General features: G+C 65.1%; 17 protein-coding genes and 1 tRNA gene. 10 read left to right on the forward strand and 8 right to left on the reverse strand.

From position 1 onward, the window contains the following. Positions 1–23 precede the first annotated feature (23 nt). Positions 24–1,031 (reverse strand): aldo/keto reductase, encoded by a 1,008-nt coding sequence (locus KBY97_RS09135; protein ID WP_255146534.1) that lies wholly within the window; start codon positions 1,029–1,031, stop codon positions 24–26. A 58-nt stretch (positions 1,032–1,089) separates the two neighbouring features. Between KBY97_RS09135 and KBY97_RS09140 the strand changes: the two genes are divergently transcribed. Together KBY97_RS09140 and KBY97_RS09145 are read left to right on the forward strand one after the other, a co-directional pair. Next, a complete protein-coding gene (locus KBY97_RS09140) occupies positions 1,090–1,248 on the forward strand; it encodes a hypothetical protein (protein ID WP_255146535.1) in 159 nt (52 codons plus the stop codon). 130 nt (positions 1,249–1,378) lie between these two features. After that, the gene (locus tag KBY97_RS09145; protein WP_255146536.1) at positions 1,379–1,852 is read left to right on the forward strand and encodes a hypothetical protein; all 474 of its coding nucleotides are present in this window, start codon (positions 1,379–1,381) and stop codon (positions 1,850–1,852) included. An 809-nt stretch (positions 1,853–2,661) separates the two neighbouring features. On the opposite strand, the gene KBY97_RS09150 is transcribed toward KBY97_RS09145, so the two are convergent. After that, positions 2,662–4,989, reverse strand: coding sequence for a diguanylate cyclase domain-containing protein (locus KBY97_RS09150; protein WP_255146537.1), 2,328 nt, complete (start codon positions 4,987–4,989; stop codon positions 2,662–2,664). A gap of 676 nt (positions 4,990–5,665) precedes the next feature. Here KBY97_RS09150 and KBY97_RS09155 point away from each other — a divergent pair. From KBY97_RS09155 to KBY97_RS09165, 3 genes are all read left to right on the forward strand, one after another. Beyond that, positions 5,666–6,895, forward strand: coding sequence for an EAL domain-containing protein (locus KBY97_RS09155; RefSeq protein ID WP_255146538.1), 1,230 nt, complete (start codon positions 5,666–5,668; stop codon positions 6,893–6,895). Between the two features lie 410 nt (positions 6,896–7,305). After that, positions 7,306–8,406: an acyltransferase family protein gene (locus tag KBY97_RS09160; RefSeq protein ID WP_255146540.1), complete on the forward strand. Its 1,101-nt coding sequence runs from the start codon at positions 7,306–7,308 to the stop codon at positions 8,404–8,406. A gap of 21 nt (positions 8,407–8,427) precedes the next feature. Next, positions 8,428–9,159: a TIGR04283 family arsenosugar biosynthesis glycosyltransferase gene (locus KBY97_RS09165; RefSeq protein ID WP_255146541.1), complete on the forward strand. Its 732-nt coding sequence runs from the start codon at positions 8,428–8,430 to the stop codon at positions 9,157–9,159. Here KBY97_RS09165 and KBY97_RS09170 read toward each other — a convergent pair. The 4 genes from KBY97_RS09170 to KBY97_RS09180 all read right to left on the reverse strand — a co-directional run bounded on the left by KBY97_RS09170 (position 9,141) and on the right by KBY97_RS09180 (position 10,892). Next, entirely contained in the window at positions 9,141–9,833 is a 693-nt protein-coding gene (locus KBY97_RS09170; RefSeq protein WP_255146542.1) for a DUF547 domain-containing protein, read from the reverse strand. The two genes, KBY97_RS09165 and KBY97_RS09170, sit on opposite strands and share 19 nt — an antisense overlap. 308 nt (positions 9,834–10,141) lie before the next feature. Further along, entirely contained in the window at positions 10,142–10,309 is a 168-nt protein-coding gene (locus KBY97_RS14830; RefSeq protein ID WP_399217595.1) for a DUF1576 domain-containing protein, read from the reverse strand. Positions 10,310–10,455: 146 nt separating this feature from the next. Further along, positions 10,456–10,659: a hypothetical protein gene (locus tag KBY97_RS09175; RefSeq protein ID WP_255146543.1), complete on the reverse strand. Its 204-nt coding sequence runs from the start codon at positions 10,657–10,659 to the stop codon at positions 10,456–10,458. Between the two features lie 162 nt (positions 10,660–10,821). Continuing rightward, positions 10,822–10,892 (reverse strand) — tRNA-Cys (locus KBY97_RS09180). Positions 10,893–10,937: 45 nt separating this feature from the next. Between KBY97_RS09180 and KBY97_RS09185 the strand changes: the two genes are divergently transcribed. Both KBY97_RS09185 and KBY97_RS09190 read left to right on the forward strand, forming a co-directional pair. Continuing rightward, a complete protein-coding gene (locus tag KBY97_RS09185; protein WP_255146545.1) occupies positions 10,938–12,179 on the forward strand; it encodes a lipid-A-disaccharide synthase-related protein in 1,242 nt (413 codons plus the stop codon). Between the two features lie 36 nt (positions 12,180–12,215). Further along, on the forward strand, positions 12,216–12,473 hold the full coding sequence (locus tag KBY97_RS09190; protein ID WP_255146546.1) for a hypothetical protein: 258 nt from the start codon (positions 12,216–12,218) through the stop codon (positions 12,471–12,473). 28 nt (positions 12,474–12,501) lie between these two features. On the opposite strand, the gene KBY97_RS09195 is transcribed toward KBY97_RS09190, so the two are convergent. After that, entirely contained in the window at positions 12,502–13,161 is a 660-nt protein-coding gene (locus KBY97_RS09195) for a ribonuclease D (RefSeq protein ID WP_255146547.1), read from the reverse strand. A 78-nt stretch (positions 13,162–13,239) separates the two neighbouring features. Here KBY97_RS09195 and KBY97_RS09200 point away from each other — a divergent pair, with 78 nt between their 5' ends. Both KBY97_RS09200 and KBY97_RS09205 read left to right on the forward strand, forming a co-directional pair. After that, positions 13,240–13,794, forward strand: coding sequence for a cofactor assembly of complex C subunit B (locus tag KBY97_RS09200; RefSeq protein ID WP_255146548.1), 555 nt, complete (start codon positions 13,240–13,242; stop codon positions 13,792–13,794). A 6-nt stretch (positions 13,795–13,800) separates the two neighbouring features. Beyond that, positions 13,801–14,637 carry a dehydrogenase gene (locus tag KBY97_RS09205; RefSeq protein WP_255146550.1) on the forward strand — a complete coding sequence of 279 codons (837 nt, stop codon included), beginning with the start codon at positions 13,801–13,803 and terminating at the stop codon, positions 14,635–14,637. Here the strand turns inward: KBY97_RS09205 and hemF are convergent. Then, positions 14,585–15,655, reverse strand: coding sequence for an oxygen-dependent coproporphyrinogen oxidase (hemF, locus tag KBY97_RS09210; RefSeq protein WP_255146630.1), 1,071 nt, complete (start codon positions 15,653–15,655; stop codon positions 14,585–14,587). The genes KBY97_RS09205 and hemF overlap by 53 nt on opposite strands. Before the next feature lie 206 nt (positions 15,656–15,861). Here hemF and KBY97_RS09215 point away from each other — a divergent pair, with 206 nt between their 5' ends. Next, complete coding sequence (locus tag KBY97_RS09215) at positions 15,862–16,953, forward strand: Mrp/NBP35 family ATP-binding protein (RefSeq protein ID WP_255146631.1); 1,092 nt, start codon at positions 15,862–15,864, stop codon at positions 16,951–16,953.

Below are 16,953 nucleotides of genomic sequence, written 5' to 3' on the forward strand. Positions count from 1 at the left end.
CTGACGTTCTGGTGGTCTGAGGTTCAGGCGCTCTGAAAGGGATTGGCAGGCATGCGCACTGGCAACGCCAGTGCCAGTGCATCAAGCTCGCGGCGCTCGGCAGCGGTGAGCTGCCAGGCCAACGCCGCCGCTGCACCATCCACCTGTGCCGGCGTGCGCAGCCCAGGAATCGGCATCGCGCCGTGGGCGCGGCACCAGTTCAGCGCCACTTCCGCCACCGTTGCGCGATGCACGTGGGCAATCGCGCGCATCGCCTTCAGCAATGGGGTGATCCGCGGCCACAAGCGGCGGTACAGCACGCCCCTCGGCCCCGCCGGCCAGCTCTCGCCCACCTGATGGCGATCGCTGAGCAGCCCCAGGGCAAGCGGGCTGTAGGCGATCAGTTCGACGCCAAGCTCTCGGCAACAGTGGGCCACACCCCCTGGCGCCAGCGCTTCGGGGGCCAGCAGCGAGATCTGCACCTGCAGGCTCGCCAACCGCACACCCCGCTCTGCCAGCTGCCCGTACACGCGACGTAGCCGCTGTGGGCCCATGTTCGACACCCCCAGGCTGGTGGCAGCGCCGGCCAGCACCCGATCCGCCAGTCCGTCGAGCAGGGGGCCTTCCTGCCAGGGCGCGTAGCGGGCGGTGCTCCAGTGCAGCTGGACCCGGTCGAGCTTGCCCTGCAGGCGCTGGAACGACGCATCGAAGGCGCGCCCGAAGCCGCCCCGGCCCAGCCGCCAGGGGAAGGGGGCCAGCTTGGTGGCCACGCATAACGCCTCTCGCTCGCCCGGCGGCAGGGCCGCAGCAAAGCGGCCGAGCAGGGTTTCGCTGCGGCCGTTGAACCGGCCGGTTCCATAAGAATCGGCGGTGTCAAAAAACCGGAAGCCCCGCGCCACCGCCCGCTGGAACGTGGCCTTCAGTTCGGCGTCATGCCGCTCGGGCTGATAGCCCCAAAGAAACTGGTTACCCCAGGCCCAGGTGCCCACGCCGATGGCCGGAACCGCCACCACCGGCGCAGCGGGCTCCAGGGGTGAACTCCACTCCTGCATGGCTCCACGTTCTCCATGGCCTGGTGGCCATGATCGTGCTTCCATCCTGTTCACCGTCATGCAGCCAGGCGGCCGGTTGCCCGAGCCCAGCTCCGATCCGCCCGTGGTGGTGGCTGATCCCACCCCTGCCGAAGCGGTGCTGTGCCAGCACTGCGGGCGCACCGCCAGCAACGGAATCGCCTGCCAGGGAACCTGCGTGGCCGATTCCGGCTACTGATCGCCGCGCCGGCCCGTCGGCCGCGGCCGCTCCCCCGGATCAGCGCAGACTATGGGCTCGATCCCTCCCCTGCGCCGTGCGAACTCTTTTGAACGCTGCGCGCCGATGGGCGACCCCCCTCGGCCTGGCGGTGCTCAGCACCGCGCTGCCGCCTGGGGTCTTCGCCCCGGACGCCCGAGCCGCCGACCCTGGCGACGATTTCGGCCGGCTGCGCCAATCTCCCAGCAGCTGCCGCGCCAACCTGGCGGAGTCGCCGGCGGTGAGCTGCACCTCGATCCAGCTGGAGCAACGCGCCCGTGGGTCGCTCAGCATCCGCTTCTTCCTGCCGGAATCGGCTGCAGTGAGCCACCAGCTCACCTTTGCGGGGGTGTTGACGCCGGGCAGCCAGCCGCTGCAATGCCGCCAAGGCCGTTGCCGCCTGCTGGGACCAATCGGCACCGAGATCGCCAGCATCAGCGAAAGCGGCTTCGATGGCCGTGGGCTGGCAACCAGCTTGCCGAAAGCCTGGCCGGTGAGGGGCCACTGCAAGGTGGAGCAGCTGCGGCTGAGCTGCGAAGGAACATCCTTCAGCGGAGAACGCTGGCAGGCGCAGGCCAGCTTCTGAAGGAATGACCGGCGGGCCAGCAAACCACAATCTCCAGCCCCCTCGACGAGCGACGCGAGGGGCTGCAGGGGTTCATGGAATGAAGAGGCGGCACCCAGATTCGAACTGGGGGTAAAGGATTTGCAATCCATAGAACCCCTTGTCCTGGCCTGGCTTTCCAACGGTGCAGTGCCTAGCCCTGTGCCTAGATTTGGGGATATGGGTTCACAATGGACTAAAACCCCGCGCGATCCCGGCAAGAACCGGTTGCGAAACCCGGCGATCCTCAGCCTGAGCGCAGCGGTTTCTCGGCGACCGGGACAGGAGTCGCTTTGCGTGTATGCAGGTAGCCGCCGGGACTGGCAAGCGCAAACACGAGAAGCCTTTTGACGGCGCATGCCTTGATCAAGCGATCACCGACCGGTCGTCAACGGAAGTCGCGGAGGACGCCGGTCTGCGTTCTTAACGCTGCGGGGAGAGCCCTGGTGCTGTGGGCTCACCGAAGCCAGCAGAACGTGGTCAACAACCTGCTTTGACTGCGGTCGGGCGTGAATATCCACACTTGACCACACCGGCTGGTCGTAGTCAGGCTTGCGCTAAGCCGATCAGCATTCCGAACAGCGCCAGGATCCTGATGGACGTGGGCCCGCGACCAGACCTGATCCCTTCAGCAGAGCGCTGAGGCCAGCAGCGTCCCAATGGGGAGCGAGGGGGACAGGAACGGCCCACGAAGGCCAGCCAGAGGGCTTTGCGAGGCAATGGGCCTTGGGGCAAGCAAAGGTCATGCCTGACGCTCTGACGAGGGCAGAAACCGCCGTCGTGAAACCGCTTCAGGTGATCGCCACAACCTGATCGCGCCCCTGTTGCTTGGCGGTGTACATCGCCGTGTCGGCCCGGGCGATCAGCTCGTCCGGCGTTTCACCTGCACTGGCCAGGGCCACGCCGACGCTGATGCTGATGCTGATCTGCACCAGTCCCTGAGGGATCGGCACCGCTTCGCTGGCCAGTAGGCGCAGCTTCTCTGCGATGGTCAGCGCATCCGGGAGACCCTGCAAACCAGGCAGCACCACCAACAGCTCATCACCACCGATGCGCGCGGCCAGATCCGATTCCCTCAAGCAGGAGCGGATCCGTTGGGCCATGGCCTGGAGCACCGCATCGCCGGCCAGGTGGCCGTATCTGTCGTTCACATCCTTGAAATGATCCAGGTCGCAGAAGAGCACGGCCAGCGTCACACCCCGGCGCGGGTCGTCGGCCAGGAGCTGATTCATCTGCGTGAACACCTCATCGCGGTTCAGCAGGTTGGTCAGGCTGTCGATGGCGGCCCGGCGCTCAAGGGCCGCTTCCATAGCGATCCGCTCACTCACATCGCGCCAGATGACGCTCAGTTCCTCGGACACCTTGACGGCGCGGATATCAAAGTGGCGGAGCCCGCCCTGCTGGGCATGGTGGAGGGGAAAGTTGTCCAGCACCAGCGGCTTGCCGGTGCTGAGCACCTCCAGGTAGCGACCGTAGAGTCCATCGCTTACATGATCGGACCAGAACTGCCGCACCCTGGCCCCCACAAAATCTTCCAGCGCCATGTGGTTGTAGGCGGCGGCGGCTGGGTTGGCCCGCAGGATGCACAGATCCACGATGGAACCCGCCTCATCGCGGACCGGGCCAAGCATTAAGTGCGGATCCAGCAGGGCATCAAGGATGGTGCTCAGCCGGTGCTGTTCGGCCTGCAGCTGCTCCTGGGTCTGCACCAGCTCCGTCACGTCGTAATTCACCCCAAGGATCCGCACGCCACGGCCGTTGGCATCAAAGAGGGTTCGGGACGCAGATCGCAGATGGCGGATGGATCCGTCGGGCCACAGGATGCGGAAGCATGCGGCGTACTGCAATTCGCCGCGTATTGCAGCCTGCAGCTCCGCTTCTGCCGCTGCACGATCGTCGGGATGGACACAGCATGACCAGGCCTCAAGGGCTCCTGAGAACTGGTTAGGCCGGACGCCGTAGAGCTGGTACATCACCGGATCCCAGGTGAGGACGTCGTGCACAGGATCCCAGTCCCAGATGCCCACCACCCCCGCGGCGGCAGCGGCCTGCAGATACTCCGTCTGGGAGACGACGTTGGTGATGTCATCGAGCTCCAGCAGCACATGCCTCACGGCTCCGCTGGCATCGCGGAGGTTGCTGAACTTCAGATCACCCCAACCTCTGGGGCGGCCGCCCCGCAGCAACTTCACACGCGCTTTGTAGTGATCGTTCTCGCCGCGCAGCAGGGCCTCCAGCGCGTCATGGTCGATCAGTGGGCCGGACTCTTCACCCTGCTCCGACACCTTCTCCAGCGCATCCACAATCAGACTCAGGCCGCTGCCCACCAGTGCCACCGGGGCCAGGTCGAGCTCAGAGCAGAGTTCCGCATTGGCCTGCAGGATGGCCCCCGTGCCCGGCGCGCAAATCGCCAGGCCCATGCTGCATTGATCCACGGTGCTGCGCAGTGTTTCCTCGGATCTGGCCAGGGCATCCTGGGCCGCCATCTCGGCGGAGATGTCGACGGCCTGGCCGATAAAGAACTCCAGGTACCCGTCGGGGCCTCGCACACACGAGCGGCTCAGGTCCACCCAGATGCTGCTGCCGTCGCCGCGCAGGTACCGCTTCTTGATCCGGTAGCTATCGCGCCGGTTCGCCAGCATCGCCTCCACCAGCGGCTGCTCCCGGGCAATGTCGTCAGGATGAGTGATCTCAGGCCAGGAGAGCGTGAGCAGGGTCTGGGTGTCACGGCCGAGCATGTCGCAGAGGGCGGGATTAACGCGCAGCAACCGGCCGCTTGCATCCGCCAGAGCCATGCCGGCGGCGGCGTTATCAAGCGTGAGATTGAGGGTCCGCTCGCTCTGGCGCCGCAGGGCCGTTTCCCTACAGCGCTGGGCCGAGAGCTGCACGGCCACAACCGCCACGCCGCTGAGTGCCAGCAGGCGGGTGGCGTAATCGATCGAGAGGAGGAAGTTCCAGTAGAGGCCGGAGATGATCGCCAGCCCGTAGGCCTGAACGATCAAAGGGACCATCTGGCGTGGCGTCGCCAGGCTCGCTGAGAGCACCACCACCAGGAAGTAGTAGGGCAGCAGCGGGATGTTTTTGGGCAGGGCAAGGTCGAGCAGGAACAGCCCGACCATTGCCAGATGCAGGAGCAGGATCCTGCGACGGTTCTCGGGAGCCGTTGGGGATGGTTGCTTCATGCTCTGCCCCACCCTCAGCATGAGAATGTTCTCATCTTGTCCCGATCAACGTACAAGGACCGGGGCAGCGATCAGCTGCACTGGCCATGGGCTTGCCATCTGTTGCAACACCGCCACTGATGAGGGTGGTGGATGGATTTCGTAAGTGTTCAAAGTCAACAAGTTGTTCCGGCTGGGGGAGAGCCGGGATTGGGCGCAGTGGGCTTGGTGGCGGGGCGTGATGCCTAGGCCCGCTCACGGATGGTCAAATCATCCCCGAATCGCGACCACCCCGGTGGAGCGCCCAATAGTCGGCTACCAGGCAAACCCATGAAGGGAGCTGATTCTTGCCCATGCAGCTGGAGTGGGTTCACAACATCAGCTGCATTGGTCATGTCCTCAAGCCCATCGGAATCGTGGAAGGCTCGTGCCACTCAAGGGGGACGGGGCCGTCGCTGAAGTCGCCGCTTGGGGCAAATCGTAGCGAAGTCAGATCAGAGATCAACCACACAAGCCACGGAAGGAATGGCCATCGGCGAATCCTCCTACGGCAGGGCGGACAGCGCTATTGCAGGAAAACCGCTAGGGTTTATTGCTGATGGCTAGCACCGCAGTCGGCCATCATGCGCACGCAATGGATCACGCTGAGCCTGTGCAAACATCGATCGAAGGACATACGGACCTTCGATCGAATCAGCTTGACATTCACTTTCAACCTATCGTCTCCCTCAAGCAAACCGCTGTCGTGGGCCTCGAAGCCCTGGCGCGGCCGATGCACATGGGTGTCGGACAGCTGTTCGCCCAGGCCCGCAAGGAAGGCAGGCTGCTGGCACTCGATCGCCGCTGCCGCGCCCTTGCCATGGAGCGTTACAGGGATCTCAACCTGCCTGGGTCCCTGCGCCCCTTCCTGTTTCTCAACTTCGAAACCTCATTGATCGACGAGGGGGTGGAGGGCTCTGGAGCCCTGCTTGAGGCCACCCTGGCCACGGGTCTGGAACCCAGTGACATCGTGATTGAGCTCAACGAAACCAAGGTTCAAGAAACGGTGACCCTGAAACGCTTCGTGGAGCGCCATCGTGAACTCGGTTTCCTGATCGCTATTGACGACTTGGGATCCGGCCACAGCAACCTGCCCCGCATCGCTGAATTGCGGCCCCACATCATCAAGATCGATCGCAGTCTCATCGCCGGAGTCGACAGCGACTTCTTCAAACAGGAAACGATGAAGTCATTGGTCCTACTCGGAAAGACCATCGGCACTCTGGTGCTGGCCGAAGGGGTGGAAACCCAGGCAGAACTGGACACCTGCGCCGCCCTCGGCGCGGAGTTCTTTCAGGGTTATCACTTTGCGCGCGCCAAGCCAGCGGCTGACCTGCACTTGGCGGCCCTGCAGCCTGCGCTGACGGAAGCCGCCCGCCGCCAGCGGGCCAAAGCCGCGGCCGCCATCCAGGCCCGGCACAAGGAGACCCACGATCTGATCAATCTGGCCCTCGCAGGATGTGAACGCCTACGCCACAGCGCTGCCAACACGTTCGACAGCGGCCTTGCCAGCTGGGTGAGTAGCAACACCACAATCGAAGCGGCCTACGTGCTCGACGGTGACGGCCTTCAGATCAGCAACACACACCTGGGCCGGGGGCTACCCCCGTCCGGGAACCGCCTGTTCACACCCGCCACGCGGGGCACTGACCACGCCAATAAGGAGTACTTCTTCAGCTTGATGGACACCGATCTCCATCAGTACATCACCGACACCTACATCAGCTTGGCCACCGGCCAGCCCTGCCGCACCCTGGCCATGAGGCTGGAGCACGCCAGCGGCACTTCCTTCGTGCTCTGCATTGATCAACGCCTCAGGCCCTGATCTGATCGATGGGGGACAGCTATCATCAACCAGGTAAGCCCACCTAAACGCTTTCTTCTTTTGCTCCAGTGATGCATACGTCCATGCTCACCAGACACCGCATCCACCGGAGACGAGCAGTTCGCTTGGATCTTGGTCGGAGATGGCGGGGCGGTTGGCTAATACTCGATGCGCGGATACCGGCAGAATGGATGTCCAGTCATCTGCGCAAGACAAGGCAAGTTGAGTTAGTCGAGGCTGCTTGCGGACTTGGTAGGGTTTATCACGGCTTGTTCCAATAGATACGAGACACGAGGCGCGGGAGCCCGGATGAGCCACGGAGAATCCACTTGTCTGGTTGTCCAGAACAATCGGACCTGCGAACGCCTTCCCATGAACACGAAGCGTGAGAGAGAAACCGGAAGGCGCCCATGACCCAACTGGCCCGTTCCCATGATCTGGATTGGCTGCGCTTGCTGGCCGTTGCGGTTCTGATTGCCTTTCACACGGCCGCTGTTTTCTATGAGGGGGAACTGGGCAGTTTCTATGTGCTCAATGCGGTAAGCAGTGCCGGCTTGAGCCTCTTCATTCAGTTCGTTCATCAGTGGCACATGCCCTTGTTCTTCTTTCTTGCCGGCGCCGCCAGTTGGTATTCCCTGCAGACCCGCTCGCAAGGTGAGTATGTTCGCCAACGCTTGCAGCGGCTGCTGCTGCCTCTGCTGATCGGAATTCTGGTACTTGTTCCGCCCCAGGTGTACATCCATGAGCTACAAGCCGGCAGAGTGAACGGCTCCTTCTTGAGATTCTATCCCAGGTTCTTTGATGGAATCCGACCAGAGGGAAACTTTGAATGGGCCCATCTATGGTTTCTGGCTTATTTGCTTGTGATTTCGTTGATCAGCCTGCCTGTCATGCTGAGGTTCAGCGGCAAAAGCCTGTCTCCCCATGGCTCCCCGCTCCTTTCGAAGACCCATGGCCTGGGCTCGCTGATTGGTCTGGCTGTGCCGTTGATGGTGGTTGAGGCCATGCTGCGCCCCCGCTGGATCGGTTTCCAGAACCTCTACAACGATTGGGCGAATCTATTGCTATATCTACTGTATTTCGTCTATGGCTATCTCTTCTGCCACAACACTCGGCTTTGGACGGCACTGGATGAGCACAGAAGGCTCCTCTGCGCCACAGCTGGGCTGGCAATGGCGCTGCTCCTGGCTCTCACCATCACTCAAATGGTTCCAGAGCGCGCCTACTCAGCCCCTTATATGCTCTATCAGGCGTTTCGAGGCTTCAACAGCTGGTGCTGGGTGCTGGCCCTGCTTGCGTTGGCACGGCCCTACCGCAACATCAGTCATCCCATCTTGAGCTATGGCAACCGAGTGGCCTTCTCCATCTACCTGTTCCACCAACCCCTGATTGTGATCATCGCGTTCTTCGTCGTCCCCCTTTCTCTGGGCATTACGGCAAAGTTTGTACTGATCAGTCTAGCTTCTCTATTGTTCAGCGTGGGCCTTCACGAGGGCCTGATGCGGCGCTGAAGTTGTCTTGTAATGGCTCTGATGGCGCGTCTTTCGATCATCATTCCCACCCTGAATGAAGCCACGACCTTGGCGCGCGCACTGCAGCACGTCAAAGCTCTGGATCCACCGGCCTGGGAGGTGCTGGTGGTTGATGGCGGCAGCACAGATCACACCGTGCAGATTGCCATGGAGGCTGGGGTTGCGATGCTCCATAGCAAGGCGGCGAGCCGCGCATTGCAGATGAACGATGGGGCCAGAGCGGCCACGGGGGATCACCTCTGCTTTCTGCATGCTGATACCCAGATTCCCACTGATCTGATCAGCGTTGCTGAACGTGCATTGGCAGATGGCTCAATTGCCTGCGTTGGTTTCATTGCCATGATGGGCAATAGCAGCAAAACCCGCTGGGATATCTCGGCTCTGAATGTGCTGAAAACCTATCTGGCTCCGTTACTCTTTCGGCCCTATCTTTACTTTAGGGGGTTGCGTCTGCTCTTTGGTGATCAAGTGATGATCTGCCGCCGGGAAACCTTCTGGAAGGCCGGTGGCTTCAACGAAGCACTGCCAATCCTGGAAGACGGTGATCTCTGCCTGCGGCTGGTGCGGCACGGCCGCATCCTGCTGATCAATCGGGTGGTGATCACCTCCGACAGACGGGTGCAGCGCTGGGGTGCCGCCAGGGCCGTTGTGATCTATGTCTCAATCGGCGTGCTCTGGGGCCTGGGCATGCCGCCGGCACGCCTGAAGCGCTTTTATGAGGACATTCGCTGATTCAGGCTCCAGTCGTAGGGCAGAAAGGCGATTTGTGGTTCATGAAGCGGTACCGACACACCTGAAAGGCGGGGAAGGATGTAAGCGCTCAACGACGGGGCCACCGCGATGAAATCAGCTTTGTACCACTGGAAGATCTTGCTACAATACAAAATACCCCCCTCAGGATCAAAGCGAACCTTGGCGGGGTTGTTAATAAAGCGGCTCACATCCGCTTCCAGTTGTTCCTCCACCCCATCTGGCGTATAGGCCTCGTTGTGCAGCAGCGGACAACCGATGGAGGCGCAGACGATCGCGAAGTGAATGCGGGGATCACCTGTGATCTGGCGCAGCATCTTGTTCTCGATCTGCTCCAGGCTGTAACACTTCCGCCCGAGGCGATGCACGCGCCGCTGGAAGAAACGCAGAAATGCGATCCAGTTCGGTTGGCCTAGCAGGGTGGGGCGAATCGATGCGATCGGATAGGCCGTGAGCACCGACTGGATGGTGAACGCGTTGTAGAGGTTGATCCAGTGGGCAAGGTGATCCTCGCGGCCGTCGGTATCGGCAGATTGCTGGTCCAGCCAGCGGGAAAGAGTCTGGGGGTGGTGGGTGCTCCAGGCTTCGTAATCCACCCGTCCCGCCGTATCCTCGTAATGGCGCAGGAGCTGATCCCAAACTGAGAGCTCGTTCATGGGTAGGCAGGTCTGGGTGGAAGGGGGTGACCGTTCAGCAGCGCGTGAGGACCGCGTGGCTGGCAGGGGGCCGGGAGCCAGACGCCCTCAAGCACAAACGCCTCGCGGTGGCTGACCCGCTCCGGCAGCTTACAGTTGTTCCAGAGGGAGTGGAGTTTGGGTACGATCAGGGTCACCACAAGTGTTAAGTGTCTATCGTTCTCGACCCGTATTCATAACGTCGGCTACTGGCAGCTCAGCCACATCGCCGCACCCTGGATTCGTTGACTGCGGCAAGGGGGACCTACCCACCATTGTTCACCCTTAAGCTACCTGAAGGAAAACAGAGTTGCTGGCGGCGAATCTGAGCCTCGTTGATGGCAATGAATGATCACGGGCACCAGCACCGATGCCACAATCCCCGAGGCAAAGCCGTTGTTGTAGAGATTGAGACCTCCATGGATAGGAACAGCAGATAACGCCGCAGAGGAGTGTATCTAACCCGTCAGGGTCCCCCAACGCCAGCCGAAGTGGCCTGAAACTGGCGCAAGGTTGGTGGAAAACAATGCAGTGAGCTGGACAACTGGCTCGGCAATCCCCCATGTGGACGGGTGCCGCAGGTGGCGCCTACCCCCGCCACCCACTACCAACCGTCCGGGAGACCATCCGGCAGACCGCGCTCGATGACGACATCGGCAGACACCTCACGCAGCGCGGCGTCCTTCACAGAGTAGCCACGACCCAGGGCACGCAGTTCCGCCACCAGCTCCGGCCCATCGAGAGCGCCAGGGCAACGGCAGCTGCAGCCGCTGGCCATGAGGGGTGAGATCAAGAGGTCGGACGCCATGCGGCGATCGTGACCCGAAAAAAACCGCCACAGTTGTGACTAGGTACGTGCCTAAACCGTCCGCCAAAGGCCCTTTCGGGGACTTATCCCTGCCCGATGAGCAACTCTCGAGGAGGAACTTGAAACCGGGAGCTCCCTTCCAGGGAAAGGGTTTTGAGGAAGAGGCGGCACCCAGATTCGAACTGGGGGTAAAGGATTTGCAATCCTCTGCCTTACCACTTGGCCATGCCGCCGCACGGGGGAGCAAACTCCCTGAACCGGATCGTATCAGCCACGGCATGCCCTCCCGTCTGCTGGTCCTGAGCAACGGGCATGGGGAAGATCTGATCGCGCTCAAGGTGATCGAGGCCCTGCAGCAGCGGCACCCGGGCCTGAACGTTTGCGTGCTGCCCCTGGTGGGGGAGGGGCAGTGCTTTGCCGCGGCTGAAGCCGCCGGGGCCCTGCAGCGCATCGGCCCCCGCCAACGGCTGCCCAGCGGCGGCTTCAGCAACCAGAGCTTCAGCGGGCTGGTTCAGGACCTTGCCGCAGGCCTGCCCCAGCTGAGCTGGGGCCATCTGCGCACGGTGCGCCGCTGGGGCCGCACCCACCAGCCCCTGCTCGCCGTGGGGGACCTGCTGCCGCTCGCATTGGCCTGGAGCAGCGGGGCGCCGTTCGCCTTCATCGGCACGCCCAAGAGCGATTACACCTGGCGCAGCGGCCCAGGCCACAACGGCCTGGCCGATGGCTATCACCGCTGCAAAGGCAGCGAATGGGATCCCTGGGAATGGGCACTGATGGGCTCGCGGCGCTGCCGGCTGGTGGCGGTCCGTGATGGCCTCACCGCCCGGGGGCTGCGCCGCCACGGGGTGCCGGCCCTGGCTCCCGGCAACCCGATGATGGATGGGTTGGAGACCGCGGCCCTGCCGGCGGCCCTGGCCTCGAGCCGGCGGCTGGTGCTGCTCTGCGGCAGCCGTCTACCGGAAGCGCTCCGCAATTTCGAGCGGCTCCTTTCTGCCCTTCAGGGGCTGGCCCCAGAGCGCGACACGCTGGTGCTCTGCCCGATCGGTGCCACCCCTGCGCCGGAGCAGCTGTCCCCGTTGCTGCGGGCGCGTGGCTTCCTCCCTGTTGCCGTGCCAGGCGGTAGCGGCGCCGATCAGGCCTGGCGGCGGGGCGCGATGGTGCTGCTGCTGGGCCGGGGTTGCTTTCCGCGCTGGTCGGGGTGGGGAGAGATCGGCCTGGCCACGGCGGGCACGGCCACCGAACAACTCGTGGGACGCGGCGTGCCAGCCCTGTCCCTGCCGGGTCCGGGCCCGCAGTTCACGCTGGCCTTCGCGCGCCGGCAGAGCCGGCTGCTGGGGGGGGCGGTGCAAGTGTGCGCCAGCCCCGGCGAAATGAGCCGTCGCTTGCGGGAGCTGTTGCAGGATCCCGCCACCCTGGGCCAACTGAGCCGGATCGGCAGGCGCCGCATGGGCAGCCCTGGAGGCAGCGAGCGGCTGGCGGCCCTGCTCGAGCGCCAGCTGATCGCCGGGGGTCCGGGCTGAGGCGAGGATGGAGCCAACTCCCGACGCACCCCCCTGATGCCCGTTCCGCCCAATCGGGCCTATGCCGTGGCCACCGGCCAACTGGCCACCCTGCTGGGCATCAGCATCTCCTCCGCCCGGCGGCGGGTGGATCTGCAGGCGGCGCGGGAGTCGGTGCGTGATGCCGCAGGCCGGGTGGTGATCGCCGAGCGGCTGATCGAGGCGGCGCGCGCCGATGCCCTCAGCCAGGAGCGGCTGCTCGATCAGCTGCTGGTGGCCAAGCCTTCGGAATCAAACTTCCTCGACGAGGACTGAACCTCAGCGGCGCTGGGCAAAAGGAGCCTCAGCGGCCCTGGGACGAATGCTCGAACACGGAGCCGAAACGGCTGCGGTCGAGGTCGGCGAACACCGGGATGCAGGCAAAACACCGGCGCGCCAGCTCGAGGCGTTCCTCGCGCTCCAGGATTGCGCTCAGGCGGCGGTAGGCGGGCAGCAGATAGCGGGCGTCGTTGGCCGCATAGGCCAGCTGGGCCTCATCGAGCTCCTCCACCCGACCCCAGTCGCTGCTCTGGGCCTGCTTGTCGAGCTCCACCCCCACCAGCTCCTGCACCACCTCCTTGAGGCCATGGCGGGAGCTGTAGGTGCGGGCCAGCCGGCTGGCCACCTTGGTGCAGAACAGCGGCGCCACGGCGATGCCGAGCCCTTCCCCCAGGGCCGCCACATCGAAGCGAGCGAAATGGAACACCTTCTCGATCGTGGGGCTTTCCATCAGCTGCTGCAGCCGCGGCGCTGCCTTCTGGCCGCGGGCGATGCGGATGCAGCAGACGTTGTCGTCGTCGTCGGCGATCTGCACCAGACAGAGGCGGTCACGACCGTGCACGAGCCCCATGGCTTCGGTATCCACCGCCAGGGCGGGCGTGGCGGCGTAAAGCGCCAGCCATTCCTCGTCGAGGTCGCCATCGAAGACGGCGAAGCGGGCGGGTGCGGAGGCGGAGGAACCCATCGAAGACGAAGCGACGGTCGTTATCGTCGCCCGCCAGGGGACTGGGAGAGAATGGCCACCTCGCTCGGCCCACTCCCCATGCCCCCTGCCCTGGGCTCCACCCTGCTGCTCACCGTTCTGCTGGCCATCGGGCTGGTGTTCTTCCTGCGGGCCGCCAGCAAGGACCGCACCACGGTGGTGGAGGTGCACTCGCCCCGCCCGCCGGTGGAGGTGCTCGAGGGTCTGAGCCAGTGGCTGCTGCAGCGCGGCTGGCGCACCGACAGCGGCGACGCCGAGCGGCGGGTGCTGCGCTTCCAGGGCACCGTGGCCGCCAGCCCCAATCTGGCCCTGCTGCTGTCCCTGTTGGCGGCGGTGGGGGCCGCCTGCCTCGGCCTGGTGGTGCGCCAGCTGTTGCCGGTGCTGGGCGCCTGGCCGCTGCTGCTGGTGGCGGCAGGCCCACTGGCGGGGGTGGTCTACCGGCGGCGGGCTAACCGGCAAGAGCAGGTGGAGTTGCGTCTGATCAGCGGCGATGAGGCCTCCGGCAGCAGCCTGCAGCTGCGGGCCCACCGCGACGAACTGATCGCCCTGGAACTGGAAATGGGTCCCCGCCTGCAGCTGGCCAGCGACGGCGCCCTGCTCAGCTCCCCGATCTGATCCGCCATGCGCCACCACGCCCCGATGCGCTTGCCTGGATCGTTGCTGCCCCAGCTCAGCGTGCTGGCGCTTGTGATCAGCACTGCGGTGCCGGCGCCACTGGCGCTGGCCGGCCACGATCCCCTCACCGGTGCCCGCACCCGGCTCAGCAAAGACTGGGTGGGCACACGTGCGCTCGCCCCCGGCACGCCGGTGCTGGTGCTGGCGGGCCACGCCGACTCCCAGGGCATCGCCGGCGCCGGCACACCGGGTGAGGCCGTGGCCCTGTTCGGGGCGGCCCCGATGCAGCCGGACATCCGCGACGAGCTCTTCTGGAACCTGGCGGTGGCCCAGGAGGTGGTACGGCTCGGCCAGCAGCGGGGTCTGGCGATCGGTTTCTACGACCCCCAGCTCCGCACGATCGTCAACGGCGACGATCCCCGCACCAACTGGAGCGTGGGCCGCGACCACGTGCGGCGCGGCGGCTACGCAGTTGAAATCCACTTTGATGCCTATGGCCCCGATGGATTCGGCTCCGGCCTTATTCCATCGTTGCAGCAGCCGCTCAGCCGCCTCGACGAAGCACTGGCAGACGCCTTCGGCGGCTTTCCGGCCCGCTTTCGCCAGGGGCTCGGAGCACCCCGGCGCGGCATCGCCATCCTTGAAATCGGCAAGCTGGAAGGCCCCCTGGAAGCCGCCCTGCGCGACCCCTACCGGCGCCAGGCCACGGTGGAGGCCATCGCCGCCCGGGTGGTGCAGGCCATTGAGGCGGGTCTCACGCCCGGCCCCGGCGGGCCCGGGGCGGCTCCGCTCAGTCCACAGCCTGTCGGGGTCGGCAGCGTTCCTCCAGCGATGGATCGCTGAGCCACTCCTGCGGGCGGGTGAACAGCTCGGTGAGCAGCGCTTCGCGGCTGCCAGGCTCCGGCACATAGCCGTATTCCCAGCGCACCAGCGGCGGCAGCGACATCAGGATCGATTCGGTGCGACCGTTCGTCTGCAGGCCGAAGATCGTGCCGCGGTCGAACACCAGGTTGAACTCCACGTAGCGCCCGCGCCGGTAGAGCTGGAACTGCCGCTCCCTTTCTCCATAGGGGAGGCCATTGCGCTTCTCGACGATCGGGATGTAGCTGGGCAGAAAGGCATTGCCGCAGGCTCCCGCCAGGCGGAACAACTGCTCCCAGCCGTGGTTGAGGGGACCTTGGGCCGTGCTGGCGGCGGCGGCAGGGCCGGCTGGATCCTGCCCCTTGTAGAGGATGCCGCCGGGATCCTGGTAGTCGTAGAAGATGCCGCCGATGCCGCGGGTCTCGCCGCGGTGCTTCAGGTGGAAGTATTCGTCGCACCACGGCTTGAACACCTTGTAGTAAGCGGGATCAACGCTGTCGCAAGCGGCCTTGAGCGTGCCGTGGAAATGGCGGGCGTCCTCCAGGAACGGGTAGTAGGGGGTGAGGTCGGCGCCGCCGCCGAACCACCACACAGGGCCGGCCTCGAAATAGCGGTAGTTGAGGTGGACGGTGGGAACGTAGGGGTTGCGGGGGTGGAGCACCATCGAGGTGCCGGTGGCGAACCAGTGCTGCCCCTTGGCCTCGGGCCGCTGGTTGAGGATCGAAGGGGGAAGGTTGTCGCCCTCCACCTCGGAGAAGTTCACGCCGCCCTGCTCGAACACGCGGCCCTCGCGCATCACCCGCGAGCGGCCACCTCCGCCTTCGGGGCGTTCCCAGCTCTCTTCCTTGAAGCTTCCCTCCCCATCCAGGGCTTGCAGCCCCGCGCAGATGCTGTCCTGCAGGCCCATCAGCAACTGCCGGGCGCGCTGGCGTGAATCCGCAGGGGGCGCTGCGCCGGCCCCCGCCGGATCCACACCCTCACGGCCGGGGGCCGAATTCATGCCCTCATCACGGCCGGAAGACTGGATTCCCACCGGCTCCAGCCCGCCCTGCCTGGCCACTCCCTGCTCCGCCACCGATCCCTTCGCCGCTAACGGCGCCCGATACCTGAACACCATTCCAGCCTGTCGCCCCGTCAGACAAGCCTTCGAGAGGGTCTGTCATGGGAGCGGCGCCTAAGATCGCCCTCTTTGCCCCAGGCAGCCGGATGGCCACCGCCGATCAGGCACGCGAAGCCCTTCAGGCCCTCTGCGACGCGGGCACCGGCCGCAGCCTGCTGGAACTGGCCTGGATCAGCCAGGTGCGCACCCAGGACAACCGCGCCCTGTTCCGGCTCGCCCTCCCCGGCTACGCCACCAGCCAGCGGGAGCAGATCGCCAGTGCCGCCCGCGCGGCCCTGCTCGCGCTCGATGGCATCGACGACGTCCAGATCGAGCTGGCCCAACCCGCCTCCAGCGCCGGCCACGGCCATGGCCATGGCGCTTCGGCGGCCCCGGGACAAGTGCCCGAGCGCCAGGGGATCCCCGGAGTGAAGCGGGTGATCGCCGTCAGCAGCGGCAAGGGCGGGGTCGGCAAGAGCACGGTGGCCGTCAACCTGGCCTGCGCCCTGGCCGCCAGTGGCCTCAAGGTGGGCCTGCTGGACGCCGACATCTACGGCCCCAATGCCCCCACGATGCTGGGCGTCGCTGACCGCACCCCTGAGGTGAGCGGCAGCGGCGACCAGCAGGTGCTCACCCCGATCGACACCTGCGGCATCGGCCTGGTGTCGATGGGTCTGCTGATCCAGGAGAACCAGCCGGTGGTGTGGCGCGGGCCGATGCTCAACGGCATCATCCGCCAGTTTCTCTACCAGGTGAACTGGGGCGAACGCGATGTGCTGGTGGTTGACCTGCCCCCCGGCACCGGTGACGCCCAGCTCACCCTGGCCCAGGCCGTGCCGATGGCTGGGGTGGTGATCGTCACCACCCCCCAGAAGGTGTCACTCCAGGATGCCCGCCGCGGCCTGGCGATGTTTCTGCAGATGGGGGTGAAGGTGCTGGGCGTGGTGGAGAACATGAGCGTGTTCATTCCCCCCGACCGGCCCGAGGTCCGCTACGCGATCTTCGGCAGCGGTGGCGGCGCCCTGCTGGCCGCCGAAGCCGAGGTGCCGCTGCTGGCGGAACTTCCCCTGGAGATGAGCGTGATGGAGGCCGGGGATCAGGGGCTACCGGTGGTAGTGGCCCGGCCGGATTCGGCCATGGGCCAGGCTTTCCGCACCCTGGCGCTCAGCCTTTCCAGCCCGAGCCTGGCCCCGGCCTGA

It is taken from the genome of Synechococcus sp. ATX 2A4 (genome assembly GCF_024346375.1).
In the GTDB taxonomy this organism is placed as follows: Bacteria; Cyanobacteriota; Cyanobacteriia; order PCC-6307; family Cyanobiaceae; genus MW101C3.